This window comes from Paenibacillus aestuarii, from assembly GCF_027789125.1.
Classification (GTDB): Bacteria; Bacillota; Bacilli; order Paenibacillales; family NBRC-103111; genus Paenibacillus_E; species Paenibacillus_E aestuarii.
Genome location: NZ_JAQFVF010000026.1, coordinates 1 through 22,957, shown reverse-complemented (window position 1 = coordinate 22,957; position 22,957 = coordinate 1). Strand labels below are relative to the sequence as shown.

At 45.4% G+C, this 22,957-nt stretch carries 22 protein-coding genes and 1 pseudogene; 5 read left to right on the top strand and 18 right to left on the bottom strand.

All coding sequences use genetic code 11. The features are described 5' to 3' along the window. Window positions 1-31: 31 nt before the first annotated feature. From O9139_RS11535 to O9139_RS11495, 9 genes and pseudogenes are all read right to left on the bottom strand, one after another. Complete coding sequence (locus O9139_RS11535; protein ID WP_270879625.1) at window positions 32-2,215, bottom strand: malate synthase G; 2,184 nt, start codon at window positions 2,213-2,215, stop codon at window positions 32-34. 20 nt (window positions 2,216-2,235) lie between these two features. After that, entirely contained in the window at window positions 2,236-3,003 is a 768-nt protein-coding gene (locus O9139_RS11530) for a fumarylacetoacetate hydrolase family protein (RefSeq protein WP_270879624.1), read from the bottom strand. A 157-nt stretch (window positions 3,004-3,160) separates the two neighbouring features. Beyond that, on the bottom strand, window positions 3,161-3,907 hold the full coding sequence (locus O9139_RS11525; protein WP_270879623.1) for an IclR family transcriptional regulator: 747 nt from the start codon (window positions 3,905-3,907) through the stop codon (window positions 3,161-3,163). Window positions 3,908-4,124: 217 nt separating this feature from the next. After that, on the bottom strand, window positions 4,125-5,087 hold the full coding sequence (locus O9139_RS11520; protein ID WP_270879622.1) for a formylglycine-generating enzyme family protein: 963 nt from the start codon (window positions 5,085-5,087) through the stop codon (window positions 4,125-4,127). Window positions 5,088-5,235: 148 nt separating this feature from the next. Then, window positions 5,236-5,490: pseudogene (locus O9139_RS11515) on the bottom strand (chromate transporter); the annotation flags it as partial. A 318-nt stretch (window positions 5,491-5,808) separates the two neighbouring features. After that, window positions 5,809-7,107 carry a VTT domain-containing protein gene (locus tag O9139_RS11510; RefSeq protein WP_270879621.1) on the bottom strand — a complete coding sequence of 433 codons (1,299 nt, stop codon included), beginning with the start codon at window positions 7,105-7,107 and terminating at the stop codon, window positions 5,809-5,811. A 254-nt stretch (window positions 7,108-7,361) separates the two neighbouring features. After that, a complete protein-coding gene (locus O9139_RS11505; RefSeq protein WP_270879620.1) occupies window positions 7,362-8,351 on the bottom strand; it encodes a DUF3231 family protein in 990 nt (329 codons plus the stop codon). Between the two features lie 275 nt (window positions 8,352-8,626). After that, entirely contained in the window at window positions 8,627-8,857 is a 231-nt protein-coding gene (locus tag O9139_RS11500) for a hypothetical protein (protein ID WP_270879619.1), read from the bottom strand. 307 nt (window positions 8,858-9,164) lie between these two features. Beyond that, window positions 9,165-10,130 (bottom strand): ring-cleaving dioxygenase, encoded by a 966-nt coding sequence (locus O9139_RS11495; protein ID WP_270879618.1) that lies wholly within the window; start codon window positions 10,128-10,130, stop codon window positions 9,165-9,167. 291 nt (window positions 10,131-10,421) lie between these two features. Here O9139_RS11495 and O9139_RS11490 point away from each other — a divergent pair, with 291 nt between their 5' ends. Then, window positions 10,422-10,832: a heme-copper oxidase family protein gene (locus O9139_RS11490; RefSeq protein WP_270879617.1), complete on the top strand. Its 411-nt coding sequence runs from the start codon at window positions 10,422-10,424 to the stop codon at window positions 10,830-10,832. A 231-nt stretch (window positions 10,833-11,063) separates the two neighbouring features. Here the strand turns inward: O9139_RS11490 and O9139_RS11485 are convergent, their stop codons facing one another. The 7 genes from O9139_RS11485 to O9139_RS11455 all read right to left on the bottom strand — a co-directional run bounded on the left by O9139_RS11485 (window position 11,064) and on the right by O9139_RS11455 (window position 16,810). Continuing rightward, window positions 11,064-12,062, bottom strand: coding sequence for a type I glyceraldehyde-3-phosphate dehydrogenase (locus O9139_RS11485; protein WP_270879616.1), 999 nt, complete (start codon window positions 12,060-12,062; stop codon window positions 11,064-11,066). A gap of 124 nt (window positions 12,063-12,186) precedes the next feature. Then, window positions 12,187-13,023: an alpha/beta fold hydrolase gene (locus O9139_RS11480; protein ID WP_270879615.1), complete on the bottom strand. Its 837-nt coding sequence runs from the start codon at window positions 13,021-13,023 to the stop codon at window positions 12,187-12,189. 65 nt (window positions 13,024-13,088) lie between these two features. Further along, window positions 13,089-13,526, bottom strand: coding sequence for a Dps family protein (locus tag O9139_RS11475; RefSeq protein ID WP_270879614.1), 438 nt, complete (start codon window positions 13,524-13,526; stop codon window positions 13,089-13,091). Window positions 13,527-13,576: 50 nt separating this feature from the next. Beyond that, window positions 13,577-13,771, bottom strand: coding sequence for a CDGSH iron-sulfur domain-containing protein (locus tag O9139_RS11470; protein WP_270879613.1), 195 nt, complete (start codon window positions 13,769-13,771; stop codon window positions 13,577-13,579). Between the two features lie 38 nt (window positions 13,772-13,809). After that, complete coding sequence (locus O9139_RS11465; RefSeq protein ID WP_270879612.1) at window positions 13,810-15,642, bottom strand: amidohydrolase; 1,833 nt, start codon at window positions 15,640-15,642, stop codon at window positions 13,810-13,812. A 31-nt stretch (window positions 15,643-15,673) separates the two neighbouring features. After that, window positions 15,674-15,835: a DUF1427 family protein gene (locus O9139_RS11460; protein WP_377525053.1), complete on the bottom strand. Its 162-nt coding sequence runs from the start codon at window positions 15,833-15,835 to the stop codon at window positions 15,674-15,676. Window positions 15,836-16,219: 384 nt separating this feature from the next. Then, entirely contained in the window at window positions 16,220-16,810 is a 591-nt protein-coding gene (locus O9139_RS11455) for a hydrolase (RefSeq protein ID WP_270879808.1), read from the bottom strand. A gap of 505 nt (window positions 16,811-17,315) precedes the next feature. On the opposite strand from O9139_RS11455, the gene O9139_RS11450 reads away from it, so the two are divergent. The 4 genes from O9139_RS11450 (at window position 17,316) to O9139_RS11435 (ending at window position 20,590) form a co-directional block, all read left to right on the top strand. Further along, a complete protein-coding gene (locus O9139_RS11450) occupies window positions 17,316-17,954 on the top strand; it encodes a hydrolase (RefSeq protein ID WP_270879610.1) in 639 nt (212 codons plus the stop codon). Between the two features lie 192 nt (window positions 17,955-18,146). Further along, window positions 18,147-18,317 (top strand): hypothetical protein, encoded by a 171-nt coding sequence (locus tag O9139_RS11445; protein WP_270879609.1) that lies wholly within the window; start codon window positions 18,147-18,149, stop codon window positions 18,315-18,317. Window positions 18,318-18,778: 461 nt separating this feature from the next. After that, window positions 18,779-19,663: a LysR family transcriptional regulator gene (locus O9139_RS11440; protein WP_270879608.1), complete on the top strand. Its 885-nt coding sequence runs from the start codon at window positions 18,779-18,781 to the stop codon at window positions 19,661-19,663. A gap of 51 nt (window positions 19,664-19,714) precedes the next feature. Next, entirely contained in the window at window positions 19,715-20,590 is an 876-nt protein-coding gene (locus O9139_RS11435; protein ID WP_270879607.1) for a LysR family transcriptional regulator, read from the top strand. A gap of 173 nt (window positions 20,591-20,763) precedes the next feature. Here the strand turns inward: O9139_RS11435 and O9139_RS11430 are convergent, their stop codons facing one another. Beyond that, complete coding sequence (locus tag O9139_RS11430; protein WP_270879606.1) at window positions 20,764-22,320, bottom strand: response regulator; 1,557 nt, start codon at window positions 22,318-22,320, stop codon at window positions 20,764-20,766. Then, window positions 22,313-22,957, bottom strand: a 645-nt coding sequence (locus O9139_RS11425) for a sensor histidine kinase (protein WP_270879605.1), incomplete at its 5' end; no start/stop codon positions are given. The genes O9139_RS11430 and O9139_RS11425, both read right to left, overlap by 8 nt.

Here is a 22,957-nt window from a genome sequence, read left to right as displayed (position 1 = left end):
TACCGCTCCTTTCTACATGAGGATGATACGGTTAGGCCTTCAAGGCTGCGCCACTGGTTTTAAAGGCTCTGCGATAACGATGCAAAATGGGTTCCGTATAACCATTGGGCTGATCATAGCCTTGAAGCACCAATTCGAGCGCTGCTTGAAACGCCGCCGACCGTTCATAATCGGCTGACATGCTGCGATATGCAGGATCGTTCGCGTTCTGATTATCGACGATGGACGCCATTCGCCGCATCGTCTCGATCACTTGTTCTTCGCTGCAGATGCCGTGGTGCAGCCAGTTGGCCAGATGCTGGCTGGAAATCCGCAGCGTTGCCCGGTCCTCCATTAGGCCGATGTTATTGATATCAGGAACTTTCGAACAGCCAATTCCCTGCTCCACCCAGCGAACGACATATCCGAGTATTCCTTGGGCATTATTATCCAATTCCTGCTGGATCTCCTCTTGGGACCATGAGGCATCCGGCGACACAGGAATCTCCAGAATTTGATCGATATAGCTCGCGCTATGCTTGAGCAGCTGCGCTTGAACTTCTTTTACATCCACCTGGTGATAATGTAAAGCGTGCAACGTTGCCGCAGTCGGCGAAGGCACCCAAGCTGTTGTGCAGCCCGCTTCTAACTGGCTGTTTTTTTGCTTGAGCATCTCCTTCATCAGATCCGGCATCGCCCACATCCCCTTGCCAATCTGCGCTTTGCCCTGCAAGCCGCAAGTCAGTCCGACATGAACATTCGAACGTTCGTAGCCCTGCAGCCAAGTGGAAGATTTCATCTGATTCTTCCTGATCATTGGTCCGGCTTCCATGGAGGTATGCATCTCGTCGCCTGTTCGATCCAGAAATCCTGTGTTGATGAACACGATTCTGTCTTTAACCTCACGGATGCAGGCTTTCAAATTCAAAGATGTGCGCCGTTCTTCGTCCATCACGCCAATCTTAATCGTGTGGCGCTCAAGACCGAGCAAATCCTCTACCCGATTAAACAGCGTGTTGGCAAAGGCAACTTCTTCCGAGCCGTGCATTTTGGGTTTTACAATATAGATGGATCCTTTATTGGAATTCCGGTAAAGACTGTTGCCGATCACATCATGCATGGCGATAGCGCTGGTCACTACGGCGTCTAGAATGCCTTCGGGCACGTCGTTTCCATTTCGATCCAGAATAGCATCGATCGTCATCAAATGTCCGACATTACGCACAAAAAGAAGGGAACGGCCGGGCAGTTCGAAAGCTTTGCCTTCCGCTGACACGTAGCTGCGATCTGAATGAAGCGCACGGGTTACGGTTGCGTCGCCTTTTTGGAAGGATGCCTGCAAAGTCCCTTTCATGAGACCCAGCCAATTGCGGTACACGTCGACCTTATCTTCCGCATCTACAGCAGCAACGGAATCTTCGCAGTCCATGATCGTCGTAATCGCCGCTTCCAAGAGGATGTCCTTTACGCCTGCCGGGTCATTTTGACCGATCCGGTGATGGCGGTCGATTTGAATTTCGATATGGAGCCCGTTATTGCTCAGCAAAACAGCCGCCGGACTGCTTGGACTGCCTTGATACCCGACGAACAGAGCGCTCTCTTGCAGACCGACAACCTCTCCGTTCGTCAGAACGATCTGCAGTTGCCCGTCAGCAACGGAATAGGCAACCACTTCCGCATGCGAGTTCTTCGTTAAAGGCGCTGCTTGGTCCAAAAATGATTTCCCATAGGCAATGACCTTCAGACCGCGCGCTGCATTGTACGAAGCACCTCGTTCGGCACCATCGCTGTCATCAATGACGTCTGTGCCATATAGGGCATCATACAGGCTTCCCCACCTCGAGTTCGCCGCATTCAGCGCATAGCGCGCATTGTTCACAGGTACGACCAGCTGCGGGCCGGATTGCTTGGCGATTTCTTCATCGACATTTTGCGTCGTAATCTGAAAATCTTCGGCTTCCGGTTCCAAATAACCAATTTGATACAAATAAGCTTTATATGTCTCCGCATCAAAATCGTCCCGGTGCTGTTTATGCCACTGGTTCAGCAGCCCTTGAAGCTCATCGCGCTTATGCAGCAGTGCCTGGTTTACCGGAGTCAGCTCGTCAATCAACAATTCCAGCTGTCCCCAGAACTTATCCGCGCTTAAGCCGGTTCCCGGCAAAACCTCAGACTCCAGAAAACGATGCAGACCGGATGCAACTTGCAGATTTCCTACATGGATATATGGATTCATAGTTTCTCCATCTCCTTCGTTTACTGAGAATTGGTTTGCACAGGGTTGGACAAACGACCGATGCCTTCGATCCAGCAGTCCACGACATCTCCATGGCGTACATAGTCCGATCCTGCCGGCGTTCCTGTCAAAATCACGTCACCCGGATTCAAGGTCATGAAACGGCTGATATACGCTATCATCTCATCAATTGGCGTAATGATGTGTTCCATCGTTGCATCCTGCTTCATCACACCGTTAACAGCTGCCTGAATCCGAGCAGTGCGATAGTTGAAATCCGTCTCAATGACCGGTCCCAGCGGACAGAACGTGTCGAACGCTTTTCCAATCGTCCAATGTCCCTCCGGATGGAAATAATTAAAGGCTCCCAAATCGTTAGCCACGGTAAAACCGAAAATGACGTCATCTGCCTGGGTCGGATGGATATCCTTGGCTGTGCGCCCAATAATGACAGCCAGCTCCGATTCAAACTTAATTTCTGCTGTTCCCTGAGGCAAAATGACTGCATCCCCCGGACCAACGACAGCTGTTAAAGGTTTGAAAAATAAAATAGGCAATTCTGGAACCGGAGGCTTCTCCGTATGGTCGGGAACAAAGTTTTTGCCGATGCCAATAATATGATTCGGTACTAGCGGAGCTCTCAGCGAAACCTGCTCCAGTTCAAAACTTCGTCCTGTCTTCTCTCGCCCCGAGAACATATCCCCGACAAACTCATGAATACTATGCCCTTCCAAGTAACCGCTGCGTATTGTATTCTCGGCAGGCAGCGAAAATCTCACTAGTTTCATTGTCTTATTCGCACCTTTCGTTCATTATACTGAACAGTGTTCATAAATTACTGTTAACCATATCTTCCCATACGGGAACTTGGTTGTCAATGACTGAAATGGCCTAAATACAACAAAAAATCCCGGCACGCTTGAAGTAAGCGTCCGGGATTTAAACCTATAGACTCGTCGAAAGAGCTGCTGCCAACTTTGTAATGGCTTGAATGGCCTCTTCCCTTTTCATTTCCCAAGTGTGAACGGGCATCGAGCAGCTCACGGCAGCGATGATCTCACCCCTGCGCCGAATCGGCACGGATACACAGCAGAAGCCCATGACGCCTTCCTGAATGTCCAAGGCATAGCCTGTATGCCGAACTTTGTCCAGTTCTTGAATGAATGCCTCACGATTGTCTATCGTATGGACGGTCCGTTGTGGCAGCTGTTCATGGGGCAGCAGCTCACGGACTTGTCCAGCTTCCATGTCGGACATCAGCGCTTTCCCAAGCCCAGTGGAATGAGCCGGAAAGCGCACACCGGGGCCGGATACCATCTGCACAGGCGAAGGCGCTTCAATTTTGGCCAAATAGAGCACTTCACTTCCGTCCAAACGAGCCAGTTGAACCGTTTCCTGAAGCTTGCGCATCACAGGCTCAGCCGCACGTCTGAATTCATCAATGAGATCGAACTGCCGGAAATAGGCGCTCCCATAATTACCCAGCGCGCTTCCTACCGCATACGTTTCATTACGATCCCGATTAATCCACTGCAGCCTCTCCATCGTATGCAGCAGCGAGTGCAGCGTGCTTTTGCTGATGCTTAACTGCTTGGAAATATCCGAAAGCTTCCATGTATAGGGCTCCTCGGCTAACAGCGTTAAGACAGCATGTGCCCGATCCAACGCAGGAACGGAATACTTCGTGTCCAATCCATCACATCCTACTCAACGAATATGTATCCAACCGGATCTCCGGCTATGACGAGATTAATACTTTATTATAGTTACAAATAAAGCGGGAAGTCCATCGTAACCTTGTAACGATTATTTTACAGCATGAGGATGCATTCTCCATCGTCAAAAAAGCAGCTGCTTATGCAGCTGCCAGTTTACGCGCTAATTTTGATTCTCAACTGCTCCCATCCTTCTAAGCATCAGCCGCACAGCGGAATCCCATATTTCCCGCCGAGCTGTCTGGTGTATTTTTGCTGCGCGCAGCAATGCGGTATCGATTGCAATAGGATTTGTGGCACAAATAGGAGCCACCACGCATCACACGGCTTGTCCCGCTTTGGGGACCTACAGGATTTACCCTTGGACCGTTCACATGGAAGGTCGGATGAAACCAATCCGAGCACCACTCCCAAACATTTCCTGACATTTGATACAATCCGTACCCATTCGGTTCAAAGGACTTCACGGGCGCAGTCCCAATAAAACCGTCACTCGCGTTGTTCTTTTGAGGGAATTTCCCCTGCCATATATTGCACATATGTTTGCCTTCCGGTTTGAGCTCATCCCCCCAAGGATACCTCTTTTGGACCAAGCCTCCCCTAGCGGCAAACTCCCACTCCGCTTCTGTAGGCAAGCGTTTGCCCGCCCACTCGCAGTAGGCCAACGCATCATTCCAAGAAATATGAATGGCCGGATGATCAAGTCTATCTTCAATCCCTGATCCCGCCCCTTCAGGAGCACACCAGCTAGCCCCTTCAACCGCAAGCCACCACGGCGTTTGCTGGGTGGAGCCCAGGATCTTGACACCGGTTTCAGGGACAAACAGGTGGAACACGAACGACCACCCAAAATTCTCCGCTTCCGTTACATAGCCTGTTGCTTCTACAAACTCTTTGAATTGGAGATTGGTCACTGCACACGGATCTATATAAAACGGGGCTACGCTTACAGAACGCACCGGTCCTTCCCCATCTGAAGGAAAGCCCTCCTGATCATCGGTGCCCATAAGGAATTCCCCGCCCTGCACATATATCATATCCTGCTTGGCAAGCTGCTCTGTCTTAGGGGCGAGCTGCTCTTGCTTTTCAAATGGCGTGAAGGTAAGTTGATTTCTTGATACGGAGCAGCAAGACGGTTTTTCTTTCGAATCAGTCATAATGAGGTCTCTCCTTCTCAATTTGAACTTAATTAAAAAACACGATACCTAATAAGCCTGATACTAGAATGACTGCCATCGGATGCATTTTGTACTTCATAACTCCTAAAATAACACCGCCGGTGATCAGAAGTCCAATAAAAGCTTTTGCTACCGAAGCGCCGGGCACCCCGGCCAATCGATATCCGATAAACGCTGATGCATTGACACCGATCCCTCCAGGCGCCGAACCTGCAATAGATAGCACATCGGACATCTCATTGCCATTTACCCACTGCCGTTTTTGCACAACCTCTCTTTCCAGAACCGGAATCATAGCGTAACCGCCACCGAATGTGGTAGGCCCAATTTTGAAAAAGGCCCAAAAGATGTTCCATAACTGTTTCCATGAAGCTCCGTTCATGATAATCACCCTCCTTTTACCATTTCTATTTATGGGCTAATTATAACTCACTTTAGTCCATATTGGAATAAAGTTGTGGTTCATAGATGATTAGCATAACTAATAGAGTGTATTTACTGCGATTATAAGAACCTATTTCACACATAATCCCGATGTAATTTGTATGTTTATATCAATATGAGTGAATGTCGCAAAAAAAGGACAGTCAGATTTCTCTGAATGACCTAAGTCCTTGCCCATTCCTTTAGATTCTTTTCGCTAGTAGCGTTGAATCCGGTAATTATTCAAAATGTTTATTTTCATGTACGTTCGCTTGATCTAAGATGAAGTCGAAAAGTTCATCTTGTCGCGTTGAATAAGCCGAAATATTTCTAACAAAATGACATTCAAACTCAGCCAAACCCCGCCGAACACGTAACCGGCCACGACATCGCTCGGATACTGGATGTTGAAATAAATTCGGCTTAGCCCCACGAGCAAGGAGACCGCAAGGACAAAGATAACAGCTCCTGTTCGCACCCATGTCACATGCAAATGCCGTACAAACAGAAACATCGCAAACCCCAGGAAAATGATCGTGATTAACGTTTGTTCACTTGGGAATGTCCCCACTACGTTCTGAGGTCCCGTGCGATGAAAAAGCCTTCTCAACCCTTCGTCCCACACTTCACCGCCGATCAAAACGAACAGCATAAATCCAATCTCGAGCAGACGATCTTTCGATTTGAGTAAGATCCATACGATCGTTAAAGCGGCTATCGTCAAAAGTACCGAAAGCGAGGCCAAATCTGCGAAACGATTCATCCACGTACTCCACCAGCTTTCCTCAAACAAAACCAGAACGATAAACGTTGTGACTTCGTCGAAATCAGCGAACTCATTGCCCACAAAATCTTCAATCAATCCTGCCATCAAAATAAACAAAGTAAGGAACACACAAAATGAGGCAAGCAGCAAAAATCGAACCCTTCCTAAAGAATGAAAAGTCGCCACGCCTGCACTTAATCCCTTTGCGGTTGAACTGTAGATTTGTTCTCTGTATCTTTTGAATACATAAACGATGATGAACATTAGCGCGGCAATCACACCTGCAATCAACAAATATTTGGTTATCGTATGATGAAATTGCTCCCATTTGGGACCCAGAATTTTGCCTAGTGAAATAAACGTGCCTGTCCATATGAAAGCGCCTGGATATGCATAAAGCATATAGGTTCGAAGCGGCATACGCGTAACGCCGGAAAAATAGCCTGTGAAATGTCGGATGCCTGGTATGAAATAAGCAATAATTAAGAGCTTATTCCCATAACGTTCGAACCAGCCCGATGTCTTCTGCAGCTTATCCGGACCAAAATGGATCTTGGCGCCATGCTTCTCAAAGAAAGGTTTTCCTAATTTAAACCCAATCCAATAGGACAAGGTCATTCCAAGCGAGGCGCCACAGCCGGCCGTAAGTATACTTACGACCCAGTTCAAATGCCCCTGGTAGATCATAAGCCCAGAATAGGTCATCAGAACTTCCCCCGGTAAGGGAAGTGCGAGAAGTTCAAGCATGAGCGCAATCCCCAACACATAATAACCATACTGATCCAGCAATCCTTGTATGAAATGTACCACATGTACCTCCACGAAGTTAACAACGTTATGACTAAAAAGACTTCGCTTTACCAAAAAAGTTCAGATTTTATATTGTTATTTTTTTACTATTTTAAGTAAAAATACCCTTTGAGCATGAATGCCCAAGGGGTATGCACAATGTTCAACTGCCCCTCATTCGTGTTTGTGGGATACAGCGTGATTCGAAAAAAATGATCTGCAAGTTTTTCCAAATAAGAAGCCACTCTATATGAAGCGGCTTCCTTGTGATATCCTTATTTCTTTAAGAAATTACGGTCAACAGCTTCTGGTGGTTGTTCCAACCATCCATTGTCAATCATGATATTTGCGCCATCTTCCAGATATAACATGACTTCCGTTTGGCATTTCATAAATAAAGCACCGATATCTTTTCTACCGTTTAGCGAAATGCCATTGGCATATTCCCTAATTTTCACATTAAACATGTCAATTTTGTGAAAAAGCATGAGTTTATCAGAAAATGGTGAGATCGTGGAAGTAGTTACCAAATGATCTTTCAGAGTCGGGGCGGGCAAACCTTCTTTAGACAACTTTTCTGTTAACAATTCGATATGGTTATGATTGATATCCTTTCCTCGCTCTAGAAACTTTCTTACCTTTTTGTCATCTGCTACTTGAGCAAATCCAATAATAAGTGCTTTGCTCGTGATATCGTTATTAATATTTCCGAAAATATGCGCAATTTCCAATCCATGCAGAGGCCTAGTTTTTTCAAAAAAAGAGCCTAAAAACTTTTGACTATGTACAAAATCAACTTTTTCGGGGGGCTGAATAACAGGCGAATTCATAAGCTCATTTTTAGATTCTAATATCACCGCAACCACTGACAGCATTTTCATTGTATCATTCACGCATTTGATGTAAAAATCCCGAATGTCTTTATTTGTAACTAATGGAATAGCCACCGTATAGAGACTCAGTCCTGCTTTGCTCGAATACATCAAATAATGAAGGTAAAACTCATCAAGAAATAGACGAGGTGCTCTCAAGTTCACGTCACTATCGGTAAAACCAACAGGTCTTGGAAAATCTGCTTGATCAAAGAAATGTTCAATTTTTAGGATATATTTATTGCATACATTCCAAGCATATTCTAGAGCGACCTTAATATCGGGATTATCTACATGCTTCAGATAATAACTCAGCACACATTTTCCCATTGCGTTTCCCATATAAGTCGCCCAGAGTTTCCCCATTTCTGTTGCAGTAAGTTCTAATTTCATCCAAATCTAGTCCTTTTTTCTTAAGTGAAAAACATGATCATATAAAATCCTTCCCAATACGAGGAAAAATATGTATGACGGAAAGTAACAAAAGGACTACTGCTCAAAAGATCCTCGATTCGAAACAAAAAGCCCTCAAGAACCACACCATCGGTGTATTTCGCGAGGGTTGGTACGTTCCGTCCTCAGGAGAGTATTTCACGGGAGTCGAAAATTACCGCTCCTATTGGTGGGCTAGAAGGGCCCGCTCATCGCGGTGCGGGGAGACTCTATCGCTAAATCAAGCTCTTTATGCCCCGCAGCCACTCATAAAAACCTTTATCCAAAAATAGATCAGGGATGTACGTCTGCGTGTAATTGCAGTTAGGGCAAAGAAGTACCAACCCTTGTTCTAGAACTTTAGGGTATAATTTCTCGTGTTTGCTGTTGTTTCCGCAAGTAAGAGGATGCACTCCATCTGCTTGCTGGTAATCTTTGATACGTTGCTTGATTTCTTCTTGGTTCATTTTTATCCCCTTCATATGTCGAGCTCAGCTACCACCATTCGAAATTTTCAAATAGAACTTTACCCATCTTGACGATAACAATTATACACGATGTGCTCATCTACAACACCCCAAATATTCAAAGTGCCCATAAGCATTCAGGTCATCGACTGATTCGAGCATCTAAGTTCCTGAATAACTAAAAAAGCAGCTGCCACCGCAGCTGCTCCTCCAAGCCCTAGCCCACCTATCGCTTTGCCTTATAAAACTTATAATACTGAGATCATACTGTTCCTCTGTTCAGCACCATTCATTATTCGCAAAATGCTCACCGGTCACCACTGGACCCCAACGGCAGAATGGGAAAACGTACCTGGATAGGTTTTAGCCCTTTTTCGATATCTGTGCGGTTAGCCTCGAACCATTCAGGAAGCATCAATTTTTCGCCTAATACATCTGGCTGTTCATCAACTGCAAAGCCGGGCGGATCCGTGGCGATTTCAAACAGGATGCCACCTGCTTCACGAAAGTATATCGCATGGAAATATTGGCGGTCGATAATTGGTGTAGGATGAAAGCCATGTTGCTCTACATGCGCTCTCCATGAAGCATGATCCTCATTATCCTCCGCGCGCCATGCAATATGATGAACGGTACCGGCACCGCTGATGCCCCACTCCATTGGCGCAATGTTTACATCTATCATATTGCCAATATTCCCTTTCGTTTTAAAGCGAACAAAGTCCTCATCTTGTTCAACCTTTTGAAGACCCAAGACCTGCTCTAGTACGTCCATCGTTTTTTCGGGAGCCGTACTATACAGGACAGCACCGCCAAAACCTTTGATCGCTTTTTCTATTGAAACGCCGCCGAACGACCACTGACTCAACTCTCCATCCTTACGCTCTACAATCTCTAGCTGTATACCATCCTGATCTGAGAATGTTAAGTAATTCTCGTCAAACCTCGTCTTTAAGGAATACGGAACACCGAAACTTTCCAGACGCAGTTTCCAAAAATCGAGTGCACCTAAAGGAACGATATATGTTATGATACCGACCTGTCCTCCGCCAATTTGCCCTTTACGACCATATTCATATGGAAAGAAGGTGATGATTGTACCTGGACTGCCTGCTTCATTGCCAAAATACAAATGGTAAACTTCCGGAGCGTCGAAGTTAATTGTTTTTTTTACAAGTCTCAGTCCAAGTACCCCTGCATAAAAGTCGACATTTTTTTGCGCATCTTTTACAAATGCTGTTATATGATGAATCCCTTCCGTTTGCATGACCATTTAGCAACACTCCTTGTATGATCTTTCCTTGCTCATGTCCTATCATATTGAAAATATGATTCATGAACAATTCTATTATTTCTATATCACGTATTACATTAACCTATACCTTCGAGGGAGCAGCTCATATAAGCAAAATCTATAGATCTATAGTTAGAATCGTATTGATAGTTACTTGTTAGAGCTTATAAGATGGAGTCGAATAAACTTTCAATTGAAAGAAGTTTAAGTAGCAGAATCATTCCCGGCCGGATGAATTGTTCTTCATACCATTAACAAGGGAGAAATTATATGGGAGTACGCTTTTTAAAAATGGCAGTGGTTTATATTTTAGTCGGTATTTGCATCGGTATTTACATGGGTACAACTCTAAACTTTGCATTGACGAGCGTACACGCTCATGCAAATCTTTTCGGGTGGGCAACATTGGCTCTTTGCGGATTTACGTATCTTCGGTTTCCCAAAGCAGCAGAATCTCCTTTAGCTAAGTGGCACTTCTGGTTGCAAGGCATCGGCCTGCCCATCATGCTTATTACCCTCACCTTAATGGCCCATGGCTACTCTCCTGAATGGGTGACAACGTTCAAGCGTATCGGTGAGGCAGTAGCCGGAACCGGTATCTTGATTTTTGCTGTCAATGTTTTTACTAACGTAAAAGAAGTGGACGTTCAAAATCATCATAAGCATGATATTTCCCTGTAATAATCGTTTGTGAAAATCTGAAAACATGGGGACCTACGCGAACTCCGTGAAATAATTCGGGATCGAACGCATAGCTCATTGATGTACACGGAAATGCTCCCCATACGGTAGTCAGGCGAAATCATAAAACCAGCCACTTTAAGGGGAGCTTTTTCATGCTTAGGAACGATTATAAGCCAAACGACCTCAGTCCAAAAGAATACTGGACTAAGGCCGCTTAATTGTTTTTATTTATTTTGCAACAAGAAAAGCAGCAACCTCAGCTAGCCGGGAAGCATAACCCCATTCATTATCATACCAAGCGGCTACGGATAAAAGCCCACCCTGCACTTGCGTCAATGGCAGGTCTATAATCGATGAATGCGGATCCCCTACAATACGGGAAGAGGCCCATTCACCCTCCAGCACATTTAGAACTCCCTTCAGCTCGCCTTCTTTAGCTGCATGACGGAACATGTTATTGATCTCCTGAACGGAACATGATTTCTCTGTTATAAGATTAAGCTCCGCAATGCTGCCTGTGCGAGTTGGGATTCGATACGCCTTTCCAGTAATTTGGAGATCATTCCAAATAAACTTGAGCGCCTTAGCTGCTCCCGAAGATGATGGAATGATATTTTCAGCTGCCGCCCAAGAATCCCGCCGATCCTTCATAGGCTGATCTGTTAATGATTGTGTATTGGTATATGAATGAACCGTTGAGAACAAGCCGTATTGAATGCCGTAATTTTCTCTAACTAATTTTACTACCGGTGCCAATGCATTGGTTGTACAGCTCGCCATACTGATAATTTTATGCTTTTCCGGATCGAAGCTGCTGAGATTAATTCCTTTAAGCAAAACAGCGTCGCAGTCTTCGAGACTTTTACTTGGTCCGCTGACAAGCACACGCTTAGCGCCGCGATCCAAATGCAATTGTGCAACAGACCTGGTTACAGCGCGTCCCGTACAGTCAATCACCAGCTCAACACCCAGTTTATCCCAATTCGGCACTTCACTGGACGAATTCAGATATCGGATTTCTCGGTCACCGATGATGATAGCTCCTTCTCGACTGGAAACCTCTTCATGCCAACGCTTATAGTTGGTATCCACCTCGTAAAGCGCCGCAAGCGTAGACTCATCTTTGATGTCAGAGATTGAAAAGGGCACAAAGAGCTTCTCCTGTAGTGCTACTCTAAGTAACTGCCGACCGATTCGGCCGAACCCGAAAATTGCAATTTTACCCATGATATCCTCCCATTGTGGTAAAGAAAAGACCTTGAAAAAAGCAACATATTAAGCTCTCTTTTCCAGGCCTTGACTTTACCTTTCATTTTTTTAGCCAAACATGAATGCTATTCTCTTTATATAATTAGTTATTCAAGAAGTCAATTAAAGCTTTATTGAATTGATCGGGGTGAGTCGCATTTACGCCATGCGGTCCACCTTTAATGACAACAAGCTCACTGCCCTTTACCGCTTCATGGGAGAGCTTACCGCTTACTTCAAGCGCAACAGTCGCATCAGAATCACCATGGATAACAAGCAACGGGATATCGAATTTAGCCAAATCGCCTCGGAAGTCGGTCCGGCCGAAAGCAGCAACACAATCCAGCGTCCCTTTGGGAGAAGCGAAAGAAGCGATTTCAAGGTTGTGCAAACGGCAGGATTCGCTGACGAGGTCAGTTCTGTCCCCTGCTTTAAAGAAATTATGGGTGAAGCCGTCAAGGAAGGCAATCCGGTCTTTTTTTAGCCCGTCTTGGAAGCCTCGAATGGTCGCTTCATCCAGACCTCCTTCCGGATGCTCTGTGGATTTGTATAAAAATGGAGGAACTGCAGCTGCCAATACGGCCTTTTTAACACGGCTTGTTCCATATGTACCAACGTATCGGGCAACCTCTCCGCCGCCCATCGAGAATCCGACCAGTGTTACATCGTTAAGGTCGAGCTGTTCAATCAGCTTATGGAGATCCGCCACGAACGTATCATAGTCGTAGCCGTTCCACGGTTGGGAGGATTGTCCGAACCCACGCCGGTCATATGTAATTACACGGTAGCCCGCTTCAATGAGCGCTGGAACCTGATTTTCCCACGAGCGTCCGCTGAGCGGCCAACCATGGATCAGAATGACAGGTTTACCTGCACCAAGATCTTCAAAATACAATTCAATGGGTTGTCCGTTTTCTGTTCCGACTGTTAATTTAGACATGTTTCATACTTCCTTTCGAATTGGGTTTGGTGAGTCAGACAATGGATCTGATACGTGCATTTCAATTAGCCTAAGAATGATTTAAGCATCCATACATGCTTTTCCAGAGAGCTATGAATAGCGAGAAGCATATCTCCCGTTGTCTCATCACCTTCACGGTCGGCAATACTCATGCCCTCTTTAAGCTCACCCACAATCATCCCAAAGTCAGCTACAAGTATGCGGACCATCTCATTTGCATTCTCATTGCCTGCCGCATCCTGCACTGTAGCTTTTTCGATAATTTCATGAAATGTCGCTACCGGACTACCGCCTAATGCCAGCAGCCTCTCGGCAAGATTGTCCACATGAAGCGCAGCCTCCGTATAAAGCTCTTCAAACTTCAAATGCAAAGTGAAGAACTGCGGTCCTTTCACATACCAGTGATAGTTATGAAGTTTGGTGAATAACAAACTCCAGTTAGCGATCTGAGTATTAAGAACTTCCGTCAGTTTTTGTGTCATGAAAGAGCTCCTTTCGAATATAGCCTGATTAGAGGCATTGAACTCATAAACTAAACTCGAGGCGCGCTTTCAAACTTGCCTTTGTGAGTCAAGTCGCAGAACGGTTTTTGACCGGATAAACCGCACCGGCAAAGAATAAAACTTTCCTTGGTCTCAAAACGGTTTCCCACCGCATCTACCATTTCTACTTTGCCCGTAATTCGCAATGGTCCATTATCGTTTACTTTGATCGTAACTTCAGACATGACGATATCACTCCTATGGATATTTTGGTAAAACACACCTAAAAGACGAAGCAATCCAGGTCACAAAAGCCGCTTCCGTGATGATGGTTGCATCCATGATGATGGTGCACCTGATTATGCACTTGAACGCCTGCCCCACCGCCTCCGTAATTTGTATCCTTGTAGTAACCTCCAAAGAAGTTATGCGGAGACCAGTCTGGACTCGCTTTTGGAGCCGGCGGCGACAAATGGTGAAATTCATGGGTACCGTAAACAATCTTGCCCCCTACTACAGTGAAGACAGATTCAATTTTTTTAATAGCTTCTTCGGAGACACGAAAGAAGTTATCGGATAGAATCGAAAAATCGGCATATTGATCCGCTTTGATTTGCCCTTTCACATCTTCTTCCTTGGAAAACCATGCATTTCCTGATGTGTACATTCGAAGCGCTTCATGCCTCTCTACACGATTGGAAGCAGGATATAAACTTAGCCCGCCAAGTGTCTTACCCGTCACCAGCCAGTATAAAGCTACCCAAGGATTATAGCTGGCCACTCTGGTTGCATCTGTCCCTACGCCAACACGTAATCCGGATTTAATCATCTTGCTGATCGGTGGAGCATTCTCTGCTGCTTCGGCCCCATATCTTTCGACGAAATATTCCCCTTGGAAGGCCATTCTGCTTTGAACCGCGATCGAACCGCCTAATGCAACGACACGCTCCAGATCCTTCTCCCGAATCGTTTCGGCATGGTCCAGAATCCAGCGCAAGTCTTTGAAGGGAACCTCTTTATTCACGCGCTCAAATACATCGAGAAATCGCGTGATGGATTCCCCATAAGTAGCATGAAGACGGAATGGCCAACGTTGCTCTACGAGATGTCTGGTGACGTCGAATAGCTCAGTTTCCAATACGGCGGGAAGCTCCGGACGGGGCTCAATAAAATCTTCGAAGTCCGCTGCGCTGTAAACAAGCATTTCTCCGGCACCATTATGACGATAGTAGGAGCTTCCCGTGTACGGCTGCGTCGCAGCGGTCCATGTTTTAAAATCACTCAATTCATTTTTGGAATGCTGGGTGAATAAGTTATACGCCGTGCGAACCGTAATTTCCCCGCGTTTATCAAGCTCATCAAAAACCTGATAATCATCGGGATAGTTCTGAAAGCCCCCTCCTGCGTCAATAACGCTTGTGACGCCGAATCGATTGAGTTCCCTCATGAACAATCGGGTTGAGTTCAATTGATCCTCGTATGAAAGCTTCGGTCCTTTTGCCAAGGTCGCATACAAAATAGTAGCATTAGGTCTAGCGATGAGCATTCCTGTCGGATTCCCGTTGCTATCCCTTTGAATTTCTCCGCCTGGCGGATTCGGCGTATCCTTCGTATATCCGATAACACGCAGGGCTGCTTTATTCAAGAAGGCCTGACGGTAAAGATTGAGGATAAATACCGGTGTTTCCGGAGCAATCCGATTGATTTCATCCAAAGTCGGCATCCGGCGTTCCACGAATTGGAACTCTGTCCAGCCGCCAACAACACGGACCCAGTGAGGCGCTGGCGTACGATCCACCTGCTTTTTCAGCATGCGCAAAGCATCCGCTACAGAAGGCACGCCGTCCCATCGAAGCTCAAGATTATAATTGAGACCGCCTCGAATGAGATGAATGTGAGAATCGTTCAAACCTGGAATTAACATGCGTTTATTGGCGTTTACAACTTGCGTGGAAGGCCCTACATATTTCATGATTTCGGCATCGTCCCCCACGGCCAGGAAATGGCCGTCATTTACTGCAACTGCTGTGGCTGTTGGATTAGCGTCGTCCATCGTCACGATTAGAGCATTATGAATGACTAGGTCTGCTTCAACAATCGTCGTTCTCTCAGCCATGAATGAAATCTCTCCTTTGAAATTTATTGTGTTATTTGCGGCTTAGCCAAAGTTGTATCCAAGGTATCAACCGTTGTCCTAAAAACATACCCAGGAGCCCAAGCAATCCTAAAAAGGGCGGCGCCGGAGAGGGAATCTTAAGCGATTGAAAAACAACGCCAATGACAATGCCTGTAGCTAATGCGAGCAACATGGAGCCCCACATACGAATTTCCCTCCTTTAATCCCGTCAATCGGATGTTCTTTAACGATTGTTCATGCAAATAGCTTCCGTATATAAGTCTATAAATCACGATTCTTTCTATCAATAAGGCTTTCTCTATATGAGCCATAGGAATCAGTTATACATTAAACCTTATTTTATTTCGTGATGATGGTGATTAAGGGCTCCATTCCCAGATTGATCCGACTGCTGCGTGGCGGCAATATCAATGCCGGGGAATGTCCAAATCCTTCAGATCCGCAAAATCAGCCGATGTTTTGCCGTATGCGACGGATGAAACCATCGACAGTACAACAGCTGATGAAAAATTCACGAAGCAGCATCTTGCTCCGTGAATTCTTCACATGCTCTCGATTACTGCCCTTCGTGACCGCCAAACATGGCTTGTGAATAGATAATGCCCAATCCGTATGCGCCGCCGTGTTCTTTTGCAATGTCCGTCGTAGCTTTATAAGTCTCGGAACGCGCCCAGTCGCGCTGCAGCTCCAGCAAGTACTGTTCCCAAGTGATCGGCGTAGCACCGGCTTGAATCATGCGCTCAATCGCCATTTTGTGTGCTTCTGGCGATACACCGCCGGAAGTATCGGTTACGATATACACTTCATACCCTTGATCGATAGCGGAAAGAACGGCTGACAGATCGCAAACTTCTGTCCACAGACCTGAAACGACGAGCTTTTTATTGCCATAGCTGTTCACTTTATCTACGACTCGTTGATCTTCCCATGCATTCATCGTTGTGCGGTCGATCGGCTCCTGATCCGGGAATACCGCTTGAATTTCCGGGAAAATCGGTCCGCTGAACGATTTCGAAGCTACTGTTGTCAGAACGGTCGGAACATTGAACGCCTTGGCTGCTTTGGCAAGACCAGTTACATTGTTGCGCAGCGCTTGAATATCGATCGAGGATGTGCCAAAAGCCATTTGCGGCTGGTGGTCGATCATCAGCAGCGTATGGTTCGTCGGCGTCAGCAATCTTGGGGACGGAACTGCCTTTGCATGGATAGCGTCTTTCGCTCCGCTTGCTTGCGGCGTATCTGCTTTTGCTACAAGCATGGAACCAAAAGTGGTTGACGCAACGACGCCTGTTAGAAGAGCTAGTGTTGTCACTGTACGGCTGTTAAGCATTTTTTTCATGGTGATTTTCTCCTTTTGGGTTAAATTGTTTTTTCATAAATCAATATATAAGTTCACGTTTCTTTCTATCAATATGACATTCTCTATAACAGCCATAGGAATCGATTATATGAAAGCCGGGTTGCATTTATTTGACGGCCATTGAATTTCTTATTCATATCATATATTTGGTCTGTATAGATTTTCTCTATGGGTTATATAGAAATCTAAGTATTGTTAGCACGCTTGCATTTCAATAAATTGATTACAAACAGCAGGTTTCAAACTATTTGGATTTGCTGTAACTATAAATATAGAAGGCAGGGATTTTTGTATGTTTAACAGTAAGACAGATTTACTTACGGCTGACAATTCAGCAATTATTCTCATTGACCATCAGCCTCAAATGCTGTTCGGTGTGCAAAGCGCTGATCGCCAATCCATCATTAACAATACGGTTGGACTTGCAAAAGCAGCCAAAGTATTCCATGCACCCATTATTCTTACAACGGTTGCCGCTGAGTCGTTTTCAGGTCCAATTCATCCGCATATTCAGGAAGTATTTCCTGAGATAAAGCCGATTGACCGTACATCCATGAATTCTTGGGAAGACGAGAACTTCGTCGAGGCTGTGAAACAAACAGGCCGTAAGAAGCTCATTATGGCAGCGCTTTGGACAGAGGTTTGCCTTGCTTTCCCTGTCATTTCAGCCCTTAAAGATGGTTATGAAGTCTACATTGTAACGGATGCTTCCGGCGGGACGACAACAGATGCACATAACATGTCCATTCAACGCATGATACAGGCAGGAGCCATCCCGGTTACTTGGCTATCCGTTCTGCTAGAGTACCAACGCGACTGGGCTCGTCAAGAAACCTATGATCCGGTATTGGCGGTTGCTATGCAGCATAGTGGCGCTTACGGTGCTGGCATTGTTTATGCACAAGCGATGTTTGGCGGACACGGAGGATAAACGCTTTAAAGTGCATAAGGACAGTCCGATTAACATATATCGACTGTCCTTTTTCTATTCCGCTATTCATTGGCGGCGTATACTACACAGTTTCTGGCATATGGTCATTTCCTTACAAGCGAAGCCATGCCGTATCATCACTAATTCATTGGTAATTGATAAATTACGTCAAGGAAAGGATGTAGATGAAAAGTGACACCATTCCAAATAAACGAATGGCTGGATGAATACAATGACTATATGCTTCTCTATAAAATGTTCGGTGATCAAACATACTTAAATGAAGTAGAAGAAATCATACTTAGTATGGAAAAATATGTTGGTAGAATGCTAATGATTGAAAAATTCAAGCTTGCATTATAGGAGGATTTGTTGAAAGACGGGGAGGAATTCTTATTGCACGAAAGAGCTGCAGCAAAGTTGAATGTGAGGCGCTTGCCGATCGATTGCGCATAGTCGCAACCCCTCGGCTTGCCACATCGGAGGGCATCATTTCCGTTACGGTGAGCCTTGGTGTGCTAACAGCCCCGTATTATTATATACGGGGTTATATGTTGTTCACATAGTGTCCCTAACGCACCAACCCAAAATTTAGCAACCATCACCTGAAATCTAGCGGATATATTGCATGACAGGTTACCTCTTATAATGTTTACAAAGACCAGCAATCACCCTGATCACGCTCATCACCATGAGCGGGTGACCACCTATTACGGGAAGCACTAAGATAAACACCCCTATGCTTCACTCACAATGAGAACCGCTTTTTTGTTTGAACATCTTTGCAGCTACTACAAATGATCATCCGAATCGGAAGGGGATATATGATGGAATTGCGCCAGCTTGAATATTTTATTCAAATATGCAAATCAGGAAGTCTTACGAAAGCCAAAGAACAATTAGGGGTTACCCAGCCTACGTTAAGTCAGCAAATTCGAGTATTGGAAGACGAGTATAACACTCTATTGTTCAACCGGGTTGGTAGGGGAGTGGAGTTGACGGAAGCAGGAAGAATTCTCTTGAATAAGGGGAATTCCATTATGAAACTTCTTGAGGAAGCCCGAAATAAGATATGCGGTCAGAACCATATAACGAGAGAAACACTTACCATTAGTTGTTGCCCTTCCGAAATGGAATATCTAGCTCCTACTTTCCTAAGATTTCACCAAAAGTATCCAAATACGCAGTTAAAAATTATCGAGGCGGAGGATGTAGAACTTCACCTTCAAGAGCATAGGGTTGACATTGGCATTACCTCGAATCCTATATCTAATCATTTAGTAGTTCCAACACATCTATATAGGCAAGAAATGGCACTATTGCTTCACACCAGTCATCCTATGGCAGATAAAGTATCTATTCCTTTTCGAGCTTTGAAGCAGATGAATTCGATCACGTTTCTAGGACAATACAAATCATTAATTGACATGTATGGTCTCTCTTGTGGCTTTACTTTGGAGTCGATGATCGAAACGACCTCAGCCTCACTATTGATTCATTGGGTTCGTCAAGGACATGGAGCAGCTCTTCTACCGAACTCTTTGATCAGAAGTTTAAATGATGATTCCTTGCGTATTATAAGGATCGAAGGCCAGGTTCCTACTTGGGATATATCCCTTGTGCATCTCAACTCTGCGACGATGAGAGCAACAACACGTGCATTCATTCAAGATATGAACCAATTTGTAAGGATTGCTGAGACTGGATAAATGTATGGGTGAATACAGGAAAACGATGAGCGAGGAGAGGTGTAAACATAAGTGTTCAGGCAATTAGAGTGCTTCATTCAAATTTGTAAAGACGGCAGCTTTACGAAAGCTGCGGAAGTATTATTGGTTTCTCAGCCAACATTAAGTCAGCAGATCCGCTACTTGGAGACTGAGGTTGGTACCCCATTGTTCGAGCGGTTTGGTAGAGGGATAAAAGTTACACCTGCCGGGAAAATTCTTTATGAAAAAGCCCTTTCCGTAATGGGACTAATTGAAGAATCGAAAAAAGAAACGCATGAGCTGCGTCACGCTCGGACCAATAAACTTTTGATAGGCATCTCGCCTAACAACTTCATTCATTTATTGCCCAGTTTAGCGAAATTCCACGATAAGTACCCGGATATCATCTTAAAGTTTTTGGGGACAGAGGATGCATCTAAACAATTACTGGATGAGAACATTCATATTGGTATTACGGATGAGCCCGAACCGCACATAGATATTCAAATGATGCATTTATACCATGAAGAATTAGCTTTGGTCGTTAATAAGGATCACCCATGGGCAGACAGAAAGGTTATTTCTTTACGGGAACTAGAAGATTTAGATGGTGTTTTATTGGCTAAAGACTTACAAATCTTCAGACATATTCATACGTTCGGTAATAAGTTCACCCATACACTGCAATTCGAGTCTACCTCAACGATCATACTTCTTTCCATGGTCTTACATAAAATGGGTGCTGCTATTTTACCTGTTTCTTTGATCGAAAGCTTTTCTTGTCAAGGTATGAGGATGATTCGTCTTGTGGAACCCACACCTACGCGAGAGATCAAAATGATCTATCTCAAGCGCCAGTTCCATACCCCATCTGTTCAAGCCTTTGTTCATTATCTTCTAGAAATGACGAAAACTAAACAGATCTGACATATTTCAAAGCTTGGAGTTTGATGACAAAAAGCGTGACTAGTAAGCCTTGTCGCATTACACGCATCGCCTGTGTTAACAAACTCCTCCTCCCACCTGGAACAATATTTCAATAGGTGATTGCGTGCAATCGAATGATTTGAAGATCCTGCAATGCGCAGTATCATCTTAGCTCATACATGGATTCCAAATAGCCTTCGCTGGCGCCGGTATTCCAGCGCTGTAATGCCTTCGGTATCCTTGAATAATCTCGTAAAATGCTTCACATTTTCAAATCCAACCTGATCACTGATTTCGTAGACTTTCAAATCGGAGTGCACCAGCAGCTCCTTCGCCTTGTCCAGCCGTAACCGGCGAACATAATTCGAGAAACTCTCACCGCTATATTCATGGAAAGCTTGGCTGAAATATGAGTAATTGAGTGAGAAATGGTTAGATACGACCGCCATGTTCAAATTGTCGGCATAATGCGTCTGCAAGTAGGCGAGAACTTTTTGCATCGTATTTTCATCCGTAGGTGCCTGCTCTCTCTGATCTTGGATGAACTGATCCAGACGTTTGAGAAGCTGCTCGACAGCTGCATAATAATGTTCAAATCGATCGAAATTGCCGATATGTCCAACACTAGCGTACGGCCTTAATTGGTCTAGCCCTCTATTTCCGTAGATGTGGAACACCTTATCGAACAGCTCTTCATTAAACAGCTGGCTGATCCGCTCCAGGTAGCCGATTTCACAACAGCTAATGATACGAGCATCTAGAATTTGATCGAGAAGCTGCTTCATTTCCTTCTCGCGTCCCATTCCCATCAAATTCGATAATCGATGAATCAACTCAACAGGAACGACATGCCGCTCATTGCGCTCACTTATGCTGGTGTAGTCCAGCACATCGAGTTCTGGAAGTACAATACTGTATTTCAAGGCTTCCTTCGCTTGACAGTGTGCCCACCTTAGCTGCTCCATCCCTTGAACAGACTCGCTGATCGCGATCCGAAGCTGCGAATCATATACACTCAGCCTCCACCGTTCCGCCAACTGGTAGATCATAACCGGATTTCGCGCGATCATAATCGTTCCGCCTTCTCCATCACGCGTGAGCATCCAATCCACATGCCCTTGTAACAGCTCAGCGATCTGATTCCTGAAAGAAGCAGCATCCGCAGGCAGTGATCTTCCTCCGCGTCGCGAAAGCAAGCCCAGCGTATATCCTGCATCCAACCAGCTAAACCCGGCCAGCTTCAGCTTGTTCTGCGTTATCGCATCACCCGCATCCTTCTGAGTCAAATGCCGGATAACTAGATCGGCAGCAATTAGGCTGGCCTCTTCGCCCGCCTTATCTGCTCGCTCTTCTCTCATCCTTATGTCCTGTATTAATCGCTCCAGGACGGCAAACAACTCCTCCCGCATCACAGGCTTCACAAGATACTCCTTCACAGCATAGCGAATTGCTTTCCGTGCATATTCGAACTCATTATAGCCAGAGAGCAATACAACCTCGGGTTTAACCGGATGGTCTTGCAGCTGCTCGAGCAGTTCGATCCCATTCATAATGGGCATGCGGATATCTGTGAACATAATATCTACAGACTCCTGACGAAGCAGCTCCAGCGCCTCTTGTCCATTCTCGGCAAATCGGTAGTTGAACAGATTAGGAAACTGCCTCTCAATCAACGATTGCAAGCCCCTCCGAATGATCTTCTCGTCGTCTACGATCAACAAGCTAATCATAGTTGTCTAATCCCCCTCCCATGACCCGATACGGCAAAGTCATGATTATACGTGTATAGCTTCCTTCCTGACTCTCGATCTGAATCCCATATTCGGTTCCATAACTCATCACTAGGCGTTGGTCCACATTACGCATACCGATTCCATTGCTGTCGTGGTTTTTCTTGCGAACGAATAATTGCCGGGCATCCTGGTAAGCGGACTCTTCCATTCGGAGCATTCGATTCAATAAAACCAGCTTCGCTTCCGGTATGCCACAGCCGTTGTCAGATATCTCTATGACACAATCTTCAACACGCCGGACGGCAGAGATCGTAATGACAAGATTTCCGTCGCTGGAATGCATGCGGCTCATCCCATGCTTGATTGCATTCTCGACAATGGGCTGCAATGACATTTTGAGCGATTCCTGCTTGAGGCATTCCGGTTCAACCGACAATCGGAGATCAAGTCTTCCATCATAACGGATGTTCATGACGGATACATAATGCAGGACCTGCTGAATCTCATCCTTGAGCATCACGTGGTCCCGCTTCCATTCCATCGAATAGCGCATCATACCACCTAGCGAGGTCATTATATCCGATATTAGGTATTGCCCCTCAATCTCCGCCAGCATCTTAACGTTCTCTAGTGT